This window comes from Acidimicrobiales bacterium (assembly GCA_040219515.1).
GTDB lineage: Bacteria > Actinomycetota > Acidimicrobiia > Acidimicrobiales > Aldehydirespiratoraceae > JAJRXC01.
Genome location: JAVJSI010000019.1, coordinates 1 through 15,126 on the forward strand (window position 1 = coordinate 1; position 15,126 = coordinate 15,126).

Consider the following 15,126-nt stretch of genomic DNA (forward strand, 5'->3'; position numbering starts at 1 on the left):
TGGAGTTCAGACGTGTGCTCTTCCGATCTCTCCGGTGGACCACCACCCGGCACCCCACCCGAACCACCCGGCGACTCCGGTGGACCACCACCCGGCACCCCACCCGAACCACCCGGCGACTCCGGTGGACCACCACCCGGCACCCCACCCGAATTCCCGGGCGATTCGGGCTCCGCGACGTCCTCGGTGGTGGCGGGTTCCACATCCGGATCGGCATCCGTCTCCTGCTCGACAATCGGCGCGTCGGCTATGTCAGGGTCCGCATCGGGCAGAGGCTCCACCATCGGCGAGGCTTCGGCGTCGGGAGTCCGCTTCGGTGCCCATTCTTGCGACGTCGTCGCGGGCTTCGACTCGGCAGGTTCCTCTCGATGGATCGCTGGGCTCTCGATCTCCACCGGCTCGCCCGGCCCGACGATTCGTTCGATGCCGACGGCCGCCACAATCTCGTGGATGATCGGAACCTCTGCGACGTCGGCGACTTCGACACCCACGCCGACCGCGGCTGCAGCGGCGCTCGCGCCGAGTACCGCCTTCGTGCCGAACGCCAGTGAAACGACGGCGGCCTTCTTGCCGGCGGAGACCCGACGAACGCTGACATCTGAAGGGGCGCCGCGCTCAAGGAACGCAGCCAACGAGGGCGACACCTCCAATTCGGCGTCCGATACGAGGGCACGGCCAGCGCGCTCGAGCGCGCCGCCGACGACGGGATCGACTCCTTCGAGTTCACGAGCTTCTTCGGCGAGTGAGAGGTTCACGCTCATGACAACGTCGCCTCCGGCCGGAGAGATACGGGCGAGTCGTTGATTCGTTTCGAAATGGTTCGGAGGGCCCGGTGCTGTAGCGCCTTGACTGCGCCTTGGGGCTTCTCGACGATCTCGGCGACCTCGGCGATCGACAGATCAGCCACGATCCGCAGCGCAATCACCTCTCGTTGATCGGACGTGAGCGTTGCCAACAGCGCCGTCAATTCTGCCGCGCCGATCTCGCTCAACGCCGCGTCGGCAGTGTCGTCCAGAGCAACCACGCGGCAACCACCCGCCGGCTCGGCAACCAGGGTCGGCCGTCGATCGCGATGTCGGGCCTCGTCGATGAGCAGGTTCCGGCAGATGGCGAAGCACCACGCCCGGAATCCGGCCTCATCGCCCTCGAAGTCGTCGACCCTGCCGAACACCCGAAGAAGACACTCGCTGACCATCGCGTCGGCATCGGCGGAACCTCGCGCCCGAGCGAAGGCCAACAACTGGCTGCTGACACGACGGAACAGCGCATCGAAACCCTCCGTCTGCCCTTCGCGTGCGAGCGCGAGAGCCCCGTCGAATGTGGCCGCGGCTCGTCGCCTTCGGCTCGCTGAAAGACGGGACATATCTGGTATTTCGGCTTGCTCGCGGCGGGAATGAGCCGAATGGCCTGCGTTCTTGAATCATCTGGCCCATGTCGCGCCACCTGTCCGACACGTTTCCCTTTGCGTGACTCACGACTCAGCCGACAAGCACGAACGAAAATGGGGCGACGACCGCGGTGCGTCGCTGGTCGAGTTCGCCATGGTTGCGCCCCTGCTGTTGCTTCTGCTCTTCGGCATCGTCGAGTTCGGTCTGCTTTTCGGCCAGAAGCTGGATGTGAGCCAGGGAGCCCGGGAAGGCGCGCGGCTCGCCTCGGTCAACTACCAGGAGACCGCAGGCTCGACCGGCGCCACCCAGTCGTCGGAGATCGTCGCCACCGTCTGCAGTCGGATGGAGGTGGCCGCCGACACGACCGTCACGATCGATCTCAGCGGCGGAACCGCGGTGGGCGACATCATCACACTCACGGTCGAGGCGCCGGCCCAGCCAGTGACCGGGGTGTTCGACCCATGGCTCGCGTCGCGACCCATCGCCAGTGAGGTCGACGTCCGCCTCGAGCAGGCAGCCACCTACGACGCCACGACACAGCAGGCGTGCCCGTGAATCGCCGCCACGCCGCCAGTCCCGGCTCCGTCTGCGAACACGAACGGGGGGCGACGCTGCCGATGTTCGCCATCAGCCTGCTCGTCCTCTTGGCCATGAGCGCATTCGCCACCGACCTGGGACTGCTCTACGTCGAACGGCGCCAGACCCAGTCCGCTGCCGATTCCGGCGTACTCGGTGGCGCCCTCGATCTGGCCAACGGCCTGACCACGGCGTCGGAGGCCAGCGCTGCTCTTGTGCGCACCAACTTGCGGACGACCTACACCGACGCTGAATGGGTCGCGCTCTGGTCGTCGTGCAGCGACGCAGAGGCACTCCCCTACACCGGAACGGTGCTCGGCACCGCGACGAACTGCATCAGCGCCGATGGGCTCAGCCGGTACCGCGTGGTCGTACCCGACCAGATCGTTCCCGCCGCGTTCTCCTCGGCCGTCGGCATCGAGCAGTTCTCGACCGGCGCCTTCGCCGAGGTCGAAGTGACACTGAGCGGCGTCGGCGGTGTGCTGCCATTCGCCGTGCTCAGCAATGCGCCTTCCGGCGGCCTGATCTGCCTTCGCTCGGCATCCTCTGGCACCGCGTCACCGCCTTGTTCCGGCTCGGAATCAGGCAACTTCGGCGCACTCGAAGTCGCCCAGTGGGGCAACCCGCAGTACGGCACCCAGAACATCCCGTGCAACATCAGCAAGGGCGACCAGTTGATGGTGAACCTGTCCGTGGGGATCGACCATTTCATCACGCCTTTCAACATCGGCGGCCCGGAGATCATCGACTCGTGCGCCAAGCCCTTCGGCCCGAATGCACTCCCCACCTTCCAGGGCATCGGTGGCGGACTCTTCACCGGCATGATCGCCGGCGACACGGTCGCCGGCACCTTCTTTCCGGGACGGCTCACCCTGACCGGCGGCCACACGCAAGGCCTGAAGTGGAAGCACAGCACGTTCCAGGTCGACGACGTACCCCTGTGGGAGTACATCCCGTACGGCAAAGGGTCGACGGTTCCTGCGAACTGCACTCGGGAGAGCTTCGATCTGACCGTGTCCACGAGTGGCCACGCTGCGGCCGAGACCCAGATGGGCACGTGCCTCACCGACTTCCAGGCTGGCGGTGCCACGACGCCGCTCTTCGACATCGACGGGGACGGCGACAACGAACCTGACATCGTGTTCTCTGCCCGCTATGGGGCCGTGCCCCAGTTCCACGAGACGTCGTTCCCGTCGGGCAACAGCGCCCCGCTCCACATCCAGAACTTTCGTGCCGTGTTCATCAACGGGCTCTACGCCGGCTGCAACGGGTCGGGGTGTTCGACGATCTATACGCCGGGCTCCGGGTCGGGAACAATCACCCTCCCCAACGGCAGTGCACCGGTCGATCAGGTCACCGGCTGGCTCCTCCCCGATTCGACGCTCCCGGCCTCGTTGCTCGAGAACGGTGTGCTCGGGAGCCTCGGCGCATTCCAGGTCCGCCTCTCCCGCTGACTCGGGGCACCGCCCGGTAGTCTCACGCCCAGAACGGGACGTGGCGCAGCTCGGTAGCGCACCTGCTTTGGGAGCAGGGGGTCGGGAGTTCAAATCTCCCCGTCCCGACAACGAACAGGAGTGACCCCGACCGCCCGGTAGGCGAAGAGGGGGCCACCGGCCGTCGACCCCCGTTAGCCGTCGCCGAGGCCGACGTCTTGTCGTAGTCGATCGAGTACGGCGTCGGCGAGGAGGTCGGCGCCGTCGAGACCGAGGTGGATGCCGTCCTCCTGACGGAGGTCGAGCACCTCTCCGTCGATCTGCACGATGTCCTGGAACCGCCCGGCCGCGTCGCCCAGAACCGGCGTGGCATCGATGAACGTCACCAACGGATTCTCGGCGGCCTCCTCCGCGTAGATCCCGTTGAGGTGCGCCATCCTCGCGGCGAATCCCGCGTCTCGCATCGGCGGCTGACCGACCCAGTACACGCGGCCACCACGGGCCGTCATGAGGTCCATGACCTCAGCCACCCGACGTCGGTACTCGGCGTCCCATCCGTCCTCGTCGTCGATCTGGAACACGTCGCCCGCCGGGGTCACGATTCCCTGCGAATCGTTGGCCCCGAACGTCACGACCATGATCTCGGGATCGAGCTCGTCGATCACACCTGCGAGATGGGCCGGCCAATCGAAGTAGTCCGGGCGGGTCAGACCCGAGTTGATGCGATAGTCGAGCGTGCTGACGAAGTCGCCACTCGTGTCGGCCGCCCGCACGAGCGCAATGCCCAGCTCCTGCATGAGGGAGTCGCCGCCGACGTAGGTGACGAAGGGCGTTCCGTCGACATGGCTACGGGTCGTCGGAGGAGGAGGCGCAGTCGTCGAAGCGGCGGCGCCAGAGGCACCTTCGGCATCATCGGCCGACGAGGCGGTCGTCGCGTCGTCAGACCCTTCGCCATCGGCATGCACACCGGGGCCGGTGTCGTCGCGCCCGAGCGCATTGTCGAGCTCCCGGCGAGGGAACGTGATCTGCAGCGCGTCTGCGACGTTGTCGATCGGTTCCCACACCACAAGAGCACGATCTCTCGACGGGCCGAACGGAAGCCGTTCCGCATCGGCGCGCAGCGCGCCGGCGTTGAACAGCATTGCGAACAGCAGCCCGAGCGCCCCGATGGCGACGACCTCGAACGCCGTCATCGTCGGCCCGCGGGTGCCATCACCCGGGCGCCGCCGGGCACGGGCCACGACGACGGCCGCCCGGAACACCGCGAACCGGCCGAGGCGGGGGCGCTCGTCACCATCGGGGCGGTCGGCCGGGGTCGGTCGGGGGCGGCGGTCGTCGGACATCGTCAGAACTGGAAGTAGATGAACGGGGCGACGCCTTCGGGACCGAGAGCGTCGATCACGGTGAGGGCAGCCGCGATGACGAGGGCGAGGAGTGCGACGGGCATGCGGGCGAGGACCCGGTCCGCTTCCCTCGGATACGACGCTGGCACGAACTGGGAGACGAGCGAGAGTCCGATCACGAGTACCAACAATCCGGTGATCGCCGGCGTGGGGCCGAATTGGGTCATGATCCGGCCGATCATGTTCCACGCGTCGCCGATGGTCGGGGCACGAAAGAAGATCCACGCAAGACAGACGATGTGGAAGGTGAGAACCCACTGGAGCCCGGCGACCACGGGCGCGGGCAGACCAATGGGCTTCCACCGGGCCCGGAGATACCGCTCTGCGACCATCGCGGCCCCGTGGATCGCTCCCCAGACGACGAACGTCCACGCCGCGCCGTGCCAGAGCCCGCCGAGCACCATCGTGAGCGCGAGATTGCGGTAGGTGAGCAGGTTGCCACGGCGGTTTCCGCCGAGGGAGATGTAGAGGTAGTCCCGCAACCACCTCGACAGGGTGAGATGCCACCGACGCCAGAACTCCTGGATGCTGCGCGAGATGTACGGGGCGTCGAAGTTCTGGGGAAACCGGAATCCCATGAGCAGGGCACAGCCGATGGCGATGTCGGTGTAGCCGCTGAAGTCGGCGTAGATCTGGATCGCGTAGGCGTAGACCGCAACGAGAATCTCGAGGGAGGTGTGGCGATCGGGCAGCGCGAACACCGGATCGACGATCTCGGAAGCCAGATAGCTCGAGACGACGACCTTCTTGAACAAGCCGACGAGAATCAGCCGTATCCCTTCCGGCGCCTCGACCCGACGGGGATCACCCGGCGTATCGAGCTGCGGAGCGAACTCGGTGGCCCGGACGATCGGGCCGGCGACGAGCTGCGGAAAGAACGAGAGGTAGACCGCGAAGTCGAGCAGCGCCATCGGTGCGATCTCGCGCCGATGAACGTCGATGACATAGCTCATGGCCTGGAAGGTGAAGAACGAGATCCCGACCGGAAGGATGATCTGGATGGCCGGAGGATCGACCGGGAGTCCCAGGTTGCCCAGGAGATCGGTGGCCGACGCAGTGAAGAAGTCGAAGTACTTGAAGAACCCGAGAAGACCGAGGTTCGCCGCCACTGCGACGCGGACCACCCGACGGCTCGACGCCGTGGGCTCGCCGTCCTCGCCGGCCAGTGCCCGCACCGCGCCGGCGAGGAACCAGTTGCCGACGATCGACACCGCGAGCAACACCACGAACCGGGCGTCCCAGTAGCCGTAGAAGAAGAAGCTCGCCGAGAGGACGAACACCCGCCAGGCGAGCGCGTGAGGTCGCAGGAGCCAGCTGAGCGGCAGGACCACCGCGAAGAACAGCGCGAAGGCGAAGGTGGGGAACAGCACGCTTCAGCCCTCGTCTCCCGGCGACGGGATCACGAGCGATCGGTGATCGTGTCGACCGGACCGGCGGCCACCCACCACAGCCATGTGGACAACACTGTTCTCTCCCCCCGTCCGGAAGAGTAGTCAGTCGCAGACCCGGTGGTCGGGCACAGCTTCCGGCGATGCGCTGTCGCTGTTTGCCCGGCGAGCAAAGTGGGAAGGACGGCGGCTCGTGCACCACACAACCCGCTCGGAAGGAACAAGCCCATGAGACGGCTCCTGCGACGGGTTGCTGTCCGCGACACCGCGGTGAGCGAGGCACTCGTCAGGCACCACCCGCGCATCGTGGACGCGGGCCTCGCCCGGTTGAGCAATGCAGCGGATCACTCCAAGCTCTGGGTCGGTCTGGGCGCCGTCCTCGCCGCCTCGGGGTCGCGGCGCGGGCGCCGTGCCGCGCAACGCGGACTTCTCGCTGTCTCGTTGGCATCGGCGGTGACCAACGGAGTATTGAAACCGCTGCTGCCCCGACCGCGGCCACCGGTCCGAGGTGAAGGGTTCGTCTCACTCGTCCGCCGACCGTCGTCGTCGTCCTTTCCCTCGGGCCATGCGGCCTCCGCCGCTGCGTTCGCCACCGCGGTGGCGCTCGAGTCCCCCGCCGCAGCGGCGCCCATCGGCGCGTTGGCGGCACTGGTGGCCTATTCCCGGATCTCCACCGGTGTCCACTACCCGAGCGACGTCCTGGTGGGTGGCGCCGTCGGGGCGGCGGTTGCCGTCGGCACCACGAGGCTGTGGCCCCGAGTCGACCCGTCGCCGGCCGAGGCCAGACCCGCGTGGACGACCATTGGCTCCGAGCCCACACCCGACGGTGCCGGCGTCGTCATCGTGGTGAACGCCGCCGCCGGACCCGATGCCCACGCAGCCGACATCGCCACGATCGAGGCCGCGCTTCCGGCAGCCCGGATCATCCGGGTCGAAGAACCGGCGGAGCTCGACGATGCCTACGTGGAAGCCGGCCGATCCGCCGTCGCCCTCGGCGTGCTCGGGGGCGATGGCACCATCAGTGGCGCAGCCGCCGCCGCGCTCGATGCGGACGTCCCCCTCGCGGTCTTCCCCGGCGGCACCCTGAACCACTTCGCCCGCGATCTCGGCATCGACACCGTCGACGATGCCATCGATGCAGTGCGCCAGGGCAACCTCGTCGAGGTCGACGTCGGCACCATCGACGGCCGTGTCTTTCTCAACACCGCCAGCTTCGGCGGTTACTCGGAGTTCGTCGAGGCCCGCCACGACGACGAGAACCGGATCGGCAAGTGGCCGGCCACGGCTGTCGCCCTGGCCCGGGTGCTCACCTCGGGCACGCCGACCACCGTCTCCCTCGACGACGAGACGAGGACCATCTGGATGATCTTCATCGGGAACTGCGCGTACGACCCTCCGGGATTCTCCCCCGCGAGTCGCGCCCGGCTCGACGACCGCACTCTGGACCTGCGGGTGATCGACGGTACCGCCCCTCGGGCCCGGCTGAGGTTGATCGCCGCCGTGGCGACCGGTCGTCTCGGCCGATCGGAGGTCTACACCCGACGCCTGGTCGAACGACTCGCGGTCGACGTCGGCACGCCGACCGCGACGCTCGCCGCCGATGGCGAGACCTTCGACGGCAACGGCTCGTTCGTCGTGACCAAGGACGATCGCCGACTGCGGACATTCGCTCCCGCCGATTGATCCTCACGGCGAGGGAACGGCTTCCCCCAGGTCGGGCGGGGAACTCGTGAGTTTCGCCTTCACCGGACCGAGGCGTTCCTCGTGCTCGCCAGGAGCAGCGGTTCGACCCGCCCCTCACCGATCGCCTGGCTGACAGCGATCTCGTCGTCCTCGGACTCGACGAGTGAGCCGTTCTGCCACGTCGGCGGCGGCGGCAGGGCCGGGGCCGCCGGACCGGCGTCGAGCGACCATCCGGTCGTGACGAACAGGTGATGGAGTTGGGCCCGGCTCGGGAACCGACTTCCGCCAATGCGCTCCTCGATGCCGCTGGTGCTCACGTAGGAGATCGACAGCAACACCGGGGCGACACGGGCGACCTCGCGCAGCACCGCGCCGGGCTCGTCGACCACCGACAGAACGCCGAGCAGGAGGCAAGCGTCGAAGGCGTCGTCGCACGCGGGCAAGGCATCGCCGCGAGACACCAGGGTGGGGAGGTCGAACACCGACGAGGCGACGTCGCATGCGGCCGTGATCGGGTCGGCGGCGAGAACGCGCCAGTCGAAGTGATCGGTCAACCAGGCAGCGGGTCCGCCCAGCCCTGCGCCCACATCCATGACTCGTGCACCCGGTTCGAGGCCGGCCGACTCGGCCAGCCAGGCAAGCAGTGCAGGATTGCCCGACCCTCGGCACGCGGCCGCAATCGCCTCGGCCCGGTCGAGGGCAGCCAGCCTTCTTCCGGCTTTCGCAAACGCCGATTCGAACTCGGCATCGCTCATCGCAGTCCCCGCGCGACCGTGGCCATGATCTCGGCTCGTTCCACGAGGCCGCCGTCGCCGGCCGACCCGGAGAGGTTCACCGCGGCGAAGTCGCCACTCTCGAGGAGCTCGGCGCCGAGCGCGATGGCCGCGTCGATGCCGGTGCGATGCGGATCCTCGGATTCCAGGATCGAACGCACGAGGCCGGTGGGCAGCTCGAGGCCGGGAAAGCGGTCCAGCGCATCGGCCGACCGGTGATCGGTGATCACCGGGACCGGGGCGATGAGGTCGAGGTCGACTCCCGCAACTCGGCACTCGTGGGCGAAGTCGGCGAGCCGTCGAGGACCACCGGCGTGATTGAGGATCGCGACGGAGGCCCCGGCCCGTTGCTTGGACAGGACCCGCCGCGCCCGCCAGTCGGTGGGCGGGCTCGCTGGACTCTCGGCCACCGACACCCGACCCGAACCCGCAGCGAGCGCGGCGAGCGCGGTCCCGTCGAGCCGGTAGTCGGGGTTGACGTCGAGTCCGAGGCGAGCGGCCGGATGGTCGCCGGTGACACAGTGCACGGCGGCGACCCGAGCGTCGCGGAGTGCCTCGATCTCGGCACTCAACTCGTCGCGAGTTCGATCTCGGCACGTGACGGTTGCGATCACCGGCAGGCCATGGGCCGTGACCGCGCCCGCCACCGTCGCCGGACCGTGCGGAGTGAGGTCGTCGACGTGTTCGCCGATGAGAAGCCCGGCACCGGCGGCGGCCAACGGGCGGGTCGCCTCGGCGATCTCCCAATCGAGTGTTGGATCGGGCCGGAAATCGACCCAGACGCGCGCTGCGAGCCGAGCTGCGTCCGCCGGCCGGTCACGTGGCGTGTCCGCCGTCGGGCTCCACATCGGCAGGGCCGGAAGGTCGCAGAACGGACAGCGACGACCGTCGACCTCGCAGGTCTCGTCGGCCCGCACTCCCCCACAGGGGCCGAACGTCATCGCTTTCGGACACCCGTTCATGACGTCATCCGCAGCGAATGGGCTCCCGCCGTCGCCATCGCCGTGATGGGGATGGCAACGAAGGCGCCCATGATGCCGCCCAGCGCGCCGCCGATACCGAGGGCGACGAGCACGACCGCCGGGTGCAGGTTCACCTGTCGCCGCATGACCATCGGCATGATGATGTCGCCCTCCAATTGCTGGATGGCGAGTGTCACGGCGGCGACGAGAATGGCATCGACCGGTCCGTTGACCACCAGAGCGACGAGCGTTGCGAGCGCCCCGGCCAACGTCGCACCCACGATCGGGAAGAAGGCGGCAAAGAAGGTGAGAACCGCCAGGGGCAGCACGAGAGGCACACCGATGAGCCAGAGCGCGATCCCGATGGCGACGGCGTCGACGAGACCGGTGATCGCAACGCCACGCATGTAACCCGACAAGGCCGAGAACGCGGCGCTGCCCGCCTCGTCGATCGCGGCTCTTCGATCAGACCGAACCCGATCGACGAGCCAGCGCCACATCGTCGGCCCGTCCTTCACGAAGAAGAAGAGCAGCACGATCGTGAGGAAGATTCCGCCGGCGACCTCGGTGACGAGTCGGACCCGTCCTGCGTCGATGGTCGTGAAGCCATCGGTGAGTGCACCCTCGACCTTGTTCTCCAATTCGGTCACGTCGCTCGTCGACAGATCGAGGGGGCCGTCGCGGAGCCAGGTCCGCACCTCGGTCCGCACATCGTCCCACTCCGCATTGTCGACCAGCTCGTTGTTGATGCCGGTCGCCGTGAACCAGCCGACGCCACCGATGAGCGCGACGAGCAGCAGCAACGTCACCCAGGCCGCGACGATCCGCGGGACTCGACCCCGGGTGAGCAGGTCCGTGAGCGGGGCGGCGAACGCGGCGAGCGAAAGCGCGATCAGAACCGGGAGCAGGACGATACGGAGCCGACTGAGCATCAGCAGCAGCACGACGACGCCGGCACCGATCACGAGGAGTCGCCACGTCCAGCCGGCCCCGCGATCGAGCCAGCTCGGTACCGGCCAGACACGGCCCGGACGTTCGTCGGAGGCCACCGCGTCGCCGGCCGGTCTGTTCATGCGCTCGCGTGGTCGTCGTGCAACCGCAGACGACGAGACATCGGGAACACCAGCCAGAGGGCGACGGACAGGGCCAGGAACACGCCCGTCATCGCAATCGCGGCAGCGGATCCGAAGACGAAGGAGACAACTGCGGCCAGGCCGGCAGCGATCGACACGCCGAGCGCCCCGAGCCCGGCGAGCTTCAGCCTGATCGCCACCGCGATCCGATCTTCGCGGTCGCGACGATCACTCAGCCGGTGATAGGCCACCGGGGTGATGAGGAATACGAGACCGGCGGTACTCGCGATCAGCGCGATCACGTACAGCAGGCGTTCGGTGTCGTCGAGATCGGTGAAACCGCCGGAGAAGGGTGCGGTCAACAGGAAGGCGAACAGGACCTGGAGGCCAGGGAGGACGACGCGCAACTCATCGATGAGTTCCTGGTACCGCTCGCGCAACACCCCCTCGTCATCGTCCTTCTCCGCCTCTTCGTGCGAGCCCATACGGACGGTGCTTCCCCCGCCGCACCCTCGGCAAACCACTGGTCGGAGTGGGCGGGCGAACCTGCCACCTAGGGATAGGCGATGGCAGGCCGGATGATCTTGCCGTCGAGGAAACCCTCGATGTCCGAGACGGCGTCACGGTAGAAGATCTCGTACGTGTTCGCGGTCACGTAGCCCATGTGCGGGCTGATGATCAGGTTGTCGAGCCCGAGGAACGGGCTGTCGGAGGGCAGCGGCTCGACGCTGAACGCGTCGAGCCCGGCCCCGGCGATGGTCCCGGCCGCCAGCGCCCGGGCGAGCGCGTCCTCGTCGACGATCGGGCCCCGGCTGGTGTTGATCAGGTAGGCGGTCGGCTTCATCGAGGCCAGTTCGGCCTCGTCCAGGAGACCTCGGGTGCGGTCGGACAGCACGAGGTGGACCGTCACCACGTCGCTCGTGGTGAGGAGTTCGTCCTTCGAGACATGGCCGACGCCGGCCTCCCGGCATTGCTGCTCGGTCAGGTTCTGGCTCCAGGCCACGACGTCCATGTTGAACGCCTTCCCGATCCGAGCCACATGGCTGCCGTAGCGCCCGAGTCCCAGGACGCCGAGACGGGCACCGTCGAGGTCACCACCCAGCCTCGTCTGCCATCCACCGGCCCTGACATTGCGATCACTCTGAGGAATCTGTTTGACGCAGGCGAGGATCAGGGCCCACGTGAGCTCATAGGTCGGCGGCAGCGTCGCTCCGGTGCCGCACACATGCACACCACAGTCGCCGGCGGCGGCGAGATCGATCGCCGCGTTGAACGGGCCGGTGGTCACGATCAACTCGAGGTTCGGCAGCCGCTCGATCACCGACCGGGGAAACGGCGTGCGCTCACGCATCACGACGAGGATCTCGTAGTCCTGCAACGCCTGGACGAGTTGGTCCTCGTCACTGACGTGTTCTCGCCACACGTCCACCGACACCCGATCGTCGAGGACCGACCAATCGGCGCTCGTCAGAGCAACGCCCTGATAGTCATCGAGCACTGCGACACGCTTCTCGGTGGTCATGCGAACGCTTCCCCTCGTCGGCCCGAGATTCTGGCTCACGAAGGGGCCAGTGAGCGAAGGCGCTCGATCCGCTCGTCGTCGCCGCCGAGATAGTTGGCCAGGACCCCCAGCACCGCCTCGACGTCGAGGGCGTCGGCCGCAGCCATCTCCTCGAGATCGGCCCAGTCCTTGGTCCGGTTGCAGAAGGCCTTGAACACCGCGAGGTCTCGACAGGCGAGAAAGGGGACCTGCTCGCCGGCGAACGCCTCCACCCGTGCTCGCCCGGCGGCCGCCTCGTGGAATGGTGTCGTGTTGAAGAAGACGTCGACCGGGGTGGCGTCCCACCAGAGCCGCGTCTGACCGTCTCGCTCGATCAGCTGCACATCGGCCGGGGTGACCACGACGCCCGAGGGAAGTGCCGCCCGCACCAGCGGATGTCGATCGGCGGCCACGAAGAGGTTCACGTCGATGTCGATCGTCGCTCGAGCACGCTGCGTGCACCATGCCAAGGCCAGGGCGCCGCCGAACGCGTGGGGAACCTCGTGAGCGCGGAGACACCGATGGATCTCGACGATCCGGTCGACCAGATTCATCAGGCCGGGCCACGTCCGAAGACGGGACACTCGAGCTTGGGCGAATGCCGGGCCGGGAACTCGGCCGCGACTTCGAGGACCGCCCGTAGTTCCTCGCCGCGAGGGAGATCCGCTGCCTCGACCCGCCGATGCAGCGAGACGTCGAGCGCGAATCCGGCCGCGCGGACCACCCGTTCGAGGGTGGCGGTCGTCGGGATCTTCGACCCGGACTCATAGGCCGCAATCGTCGAGTGCGAAGTGTCAGCGAGCGCGGCCAGTGCCCGCAGTGTCATGCCCGAACGCCGGCGGGCGGTGCGAATGGTCGTGGCGGCAGACATGCCAATATGGTATCCGTACGGATACCATATTGTCACACCTTCCCGCCGCGATGCCAGGCCTTCGGCGAACAGATTCAGTGGTCGATCCACCACCGGGCCATGATTCGTGGATGGACGCCGACACACTCATCACCGCTGCGAGCGACGCCACCGGCCTCACCGACTTCGGCGACGACGGCTTTCGGCCCGGACTCGAGGCGCTCATCGAGTCGTTCGAGGCGGAGGCGAAGCCGAACGCCATCGGCGTGCCGACCTTCGAGGCAATCGTCACCGCCGCGCTGTCGACACGGCTCCGGGTGACCGACTACTGGACACGACACCCGGAGCTGGCCGACGAGAAGGTCGTCGAGCCGATCTTCATCATCGGGGTGTCGCGCTCGGGAACAACGGCGCTCAGTCACCTGCTGTCCGTCGACCCCGTCGTTCGGGCGCCCCGCTCGTGGGAGACGAGCGACCCGGTCCCCCCGCCCGAGGCGGCGACCTACGAGACCGACCCGCGCTACCTCGCCGCGGTGGCGGCCGACGAGGAGTCCGTCATCCACATGCTCAATCCTGGCTTCAAGGCGATGCACTACGACCCGCCCGACATGCCGACCGAGTGTGTGACCGTCATGTCGCAGCACATGGTGAGCCTGCTGTTCAGCGCCATGTTCCACATGCCGGGCTACAACGACTTCGTCCTCGGCGTCGACCACGTGCCGACCTACGAGTACCACAAGCGCGTGTACCAACTGCTCCAGTCGCGCCATCCCGGCCGTTGGGTGCTGAAGACGCCGCACCACCCTCTCGCCGTCGATGCCATCGCCGAGGTCTACCCCGACGCCCGCTTCGTGTGGACCCATCGCGACCCGGCCACCTGCATCGCGTCCACGGCCAGCATCTCGTGCGGTTTGGCCAGCACCTTCAGCGACGCCGACCATCGTCTCGGCGCCGGCGAGCTGTGGGCTCGGATGTTGACCGAGATGCTCGAGCGGGCCGATGACGCCCGCACCCGCCACGGCGACCGATTCGTCGACGTGGACTATCGCGAACTGGTCGCCGACCCACTGGCCACGACGGCGAAGCTCTACGACGACCTCGGCATCGAGCTGAGCGCCGAAGCGGCGCGGCGGATGACCGCGCACGTGAGCGAACACCGCCAGCACCGCTTCGGAAAGCACGAGTACGACTTCGCCGACTTCGGCCTCGAACGAGACGCGCTCAACGACCGGCTGGCGACCTACCGAGCCACGTACGCCCTCGACTGATCAGGCTCGAGTGGTCAGCGGCGACGAGCGAGTTCGGCGACGCCCTCGCCCTCGAGCGCGTCGTCGACGGCGACGCGACCGGTACCCGCCAGGATCAGCGCCGACGCCGGCCCGCGCACTTCCGGGCCGGTGCCGTAGTGCCAATCGATGTCGGTGGCGATGAGGCGAAGGCCCTTCACGCGTCCAGCCGATCCGATCGGCTTTCGCGCCGACACCAGACCGTCGGCCATCCAGCGCAGCCGACCGCGGTCCGACGGCACGTCACGGCCGAGCGGCACTGAGATGTCGTGGTGGTGAACGAACACGTCGAGGGCGGTGTCGACCTTCCTGGTCGTCGGGGGGATCTTCGTGCTGGTCGCGACCGGGACCCACGACGCGAGGATCTCCTCGACGGAACGCTCACCGAGTCGCACGGCGTGGGCCGCCATGAACGAGTCGAAACTGCCGCGATGCCGGATCATTCCGATCAGGAACTGCGCCGGGGTGATCGTCACGGCCAGTCCGGCATGTGACGCGACGTCGCGCACGCGCCACCCCTCGCACAGCGAATCGTGATCCCAGTCCGCAGCGTCGAGCGCGCGCAGGGTGTCGTGGAGCGACGAGCGTTCGGCGACGATGGCATCGTCCTCGTTGATCGGCATGGGCGTGCACGCTAATGGGGGTCGACCAGTAGCTGCTTGTCAGCGAGTCTGGTCTCGAGCCGCTGGCCGGTCAGCACTGAGTGACGCGGGGTTCTCGAACCCTAGGCCTAGATCGTGCGCCGGCTGGTTGGTGAGGTTGATCGTGATG

General features: G+C 67.8%; 16 protein-coding genes and 1 tRNA gene. 5 read left to right on the forward strand and 12 right to left on the reverse strand.

The genetic code is table 11. The features are described 5' to 3' along the window. Both RIB98_19640 and RIB98_19645 read right to left on the reverse strand, forming a co-directional pair. Positions 1–761: hypothetical protein (locus RIB98_19640; protein MEQ8843195.1), on the reverse strand; the 761-nt coding region annotated here is incomplete at its 3' end. Then, positions 758–1,363 (reverse strand): sigma-70 family RNA polymerase sigma factor, encoded by a 606-nt coding sequence (locus RIB98_19645; GenBank protein ID MEQ8843196.1) that lies wholly within the window; start codon positions 1,361–1,363, stop codon positions 758–760. The genes RIB98_19645 and RIB98_19640, both read right to left, overlap by 4 nt. 103 nt (positions 1,364–1,466) lie before the next feature. Between RIB98_19645 and RIB98_19650 the strand changes: the two genes are divergently transcribed. The 3 genes from RIB98_19650 (at position 1,467) to RIB98_19660 (ending at position 3,526) form a co-directional block, all read left to right on the forward strand. Further along, positions 1,467–1,943 (forward strand): pilus assembly protein, encoded by a 477-nt coding sequence (locus RIB98_19650; GenBank protein MEQ8843197.1) that lies wholly within the window; start codon positions 1,467–1,469, stop codon positions 1,941–1,943. After that, a complete protein-coding gene (locus RIB98_19655) occupies positions 1,934–3,418 on the forward strand; it encodes a pilus assembly protein TadG-related protein (GenBank protein ID MEQ8843198.1) in 1,485 nt (494 codons plus the stop codon). Before RIB98_19650 ends, RIB98_19655 begins: the two co-directional genes overlap by 10 nt. A 34-nt stretch (positions 3,419–3,452) precedes the next feature. Beyond that, positions 3,453–3,526, forward strand: a tRNA-Pro gene (locus RIB98_19660). 65 nt (positions 3,527–3,591) lie between these two features. Here RIB98_19660 and RIB98_19665 read toward each other — a convergent pair. Then, positions 3,592–4,740 (reverse strand): DUF459 domain-containing protein, encoded by a 1,149-nt coding sequence (locus tag RIB98_19665; protein ID MEQ8843199.1) that lies wholly within the window; start codon positions 4,738–4,740, stop codon positions 3,592–3,594. 2 nt (positions 4,741–4,742) lie between these two features. Next, on the reverse strand, positions 4,743–6,170 hold the full coding sequence (locus tag RIB98_19670) for an MBOAT family protein (GenBank protein ID MEQ8843200.1): 1,428 nt from the start codon (positions 6,168–6,170) through the stop codon (positions 4,743–4,745). 246 nt (positions 6,171–6,416) lie between these two features. Here RIB98_19670 and RIB98_19675 point away from each other — a divergent pair, with 246 nt between their 5' ends. Then, positions 6,417–7,871: a phosphatase PAP2 family protein gene (locus RIB98_19675; protein MEQ8843201.1), complete on the forward strand. Its 1,455-nt coding sequence runs from the start codon at positions 6,417–6,419 to the stop codon at positions 7,869–7,871. Positions 7,872–7,930: 59 nt separating this feature from the next. Here the strand turns inward: RIB98_19675 and RIB98_19680 are convergent, their stop codons facing one another. The 7 genes from RIB98_19680 to RIB98_19710 form a co-directional block, all read right to left on the reverse strand. After that, entirely contained in the window at positions 7,931–8,626 is a 696-nt protein-coding gene (locus RIB98_19680; protein ID MEQ8843202.1) for a methyltransferase domain-containing protein, read from the reverse strand. Next, positions 8,623–9,606, reverse strand: coding sequence for a methylenetetrahydrofolate reductase (locus RIB98_19685; GenBank protein ID MEQ8843203.1), 984 nt, complete (start codon positions 9,604–9,606; stop codon positions 8,623–8,625). Before RIB98_19685 ends, RIB98_19680 begins: the two co-directional genes overlap by 4 nt. Beyond that, positions 9,603–10,679, reverse strand: coding sequence for an AI-2E family transporter (locus tag RIB98_19690; GenBank protein ID MEQ8843204.1), 1,077 nt, complete (start codon positions 10,677–10,679; stop codon positions 9,603–9,605). The genes RIB98_19685 and RIB98_19690 overlap by 4 nt, the downstream gene beginning before the upstream one ends. Further along, the gene (locus RIB98_19695) at positions 10,676–11,164 is read right to left on the reverse strand and encodes a DUF6328 family protein (protein ID MEQ8843205.1); all 489 of its coding nucleotides are present in this window, start codon (positions 11,162–11,164) and stop codon (positions 10,676–10,678) included. Before RIB98_19695 ends, RIB98_19690 begins: the two co-directional genes overlap by 4 nt. 68 nt (positions 11,165–11,232) lie before the next feature. Then, the gene (locus RIB98_19700) at positions 11,233–12,201 is read right to left on the reverse strand and encodes a D-2-hydroxyacid dehydrogenase family protein (GenBank protein MEQ8843206.1); all 969 of its coding nucleotides are present in this window, start codon (positions 12,199–12,201) and stop codon (positions 11,233–11,235) included. A 35-nt stretch (positions 12,202–12,236) separates the two neighbouring features. Further along, the gene (locus RIB98_19705) at positions 12,237–12,773 is read right to left on the reverse strand and encodes a hypothetical protein (GenBank protein ID MEQ8843207.1); all 537 of its coding nucleotides are present in this window, start codon (positions 12,771–12,773) and stop codon (positions 12,237–12,239) included. Next, positions 12,773–13,090: a helix-turn-helix transcriptional regulator gene (locus tag RIB98_19710; protein ID MEQ8843208.1), complete on the reverse strand. Its 318-nt coding sequence runs from the start codon at positions 13,088–13,090 to the stop codon at positions 12,773–12,775. Before RIB98_19710 ends, RIB98_19705 begins: the two co-directional genes overlap by 1 nt. A gap of 110 nt (positions 13,091–13,200) precedes the next feature. Between RIB98_19710 and RIB98_19715 the strand changes: the two genes are divergently transcribed. Further along, complete coding sequence (locus RIB98_19715) at positions 13,201–14,337, forward strand: sulfotransferase (protein MEQ8843209.1); 1,137 nt, start codon at positions 13,201–13,203, stop codon at positions 14,335–14,337. 14 nt (positions 14,338–14,351) lie between these two features. Here RIB98_19715 and RIB98_19720 read toward each other — a convergent pair whose 3' ends face one another. Continuing rightward, entirely contained in the window at positions 14,352–14,978 is a 627-nt protein-coding gene (locus tag RIB98_19720) for a maleylpyruvate isomerase family mycothiol-dependent enzyme (GenBank protein ID MEQ8843210.1), read from the reverse strand. Positions 14,979–15,126: the final 148 nt, after the last annotated feature.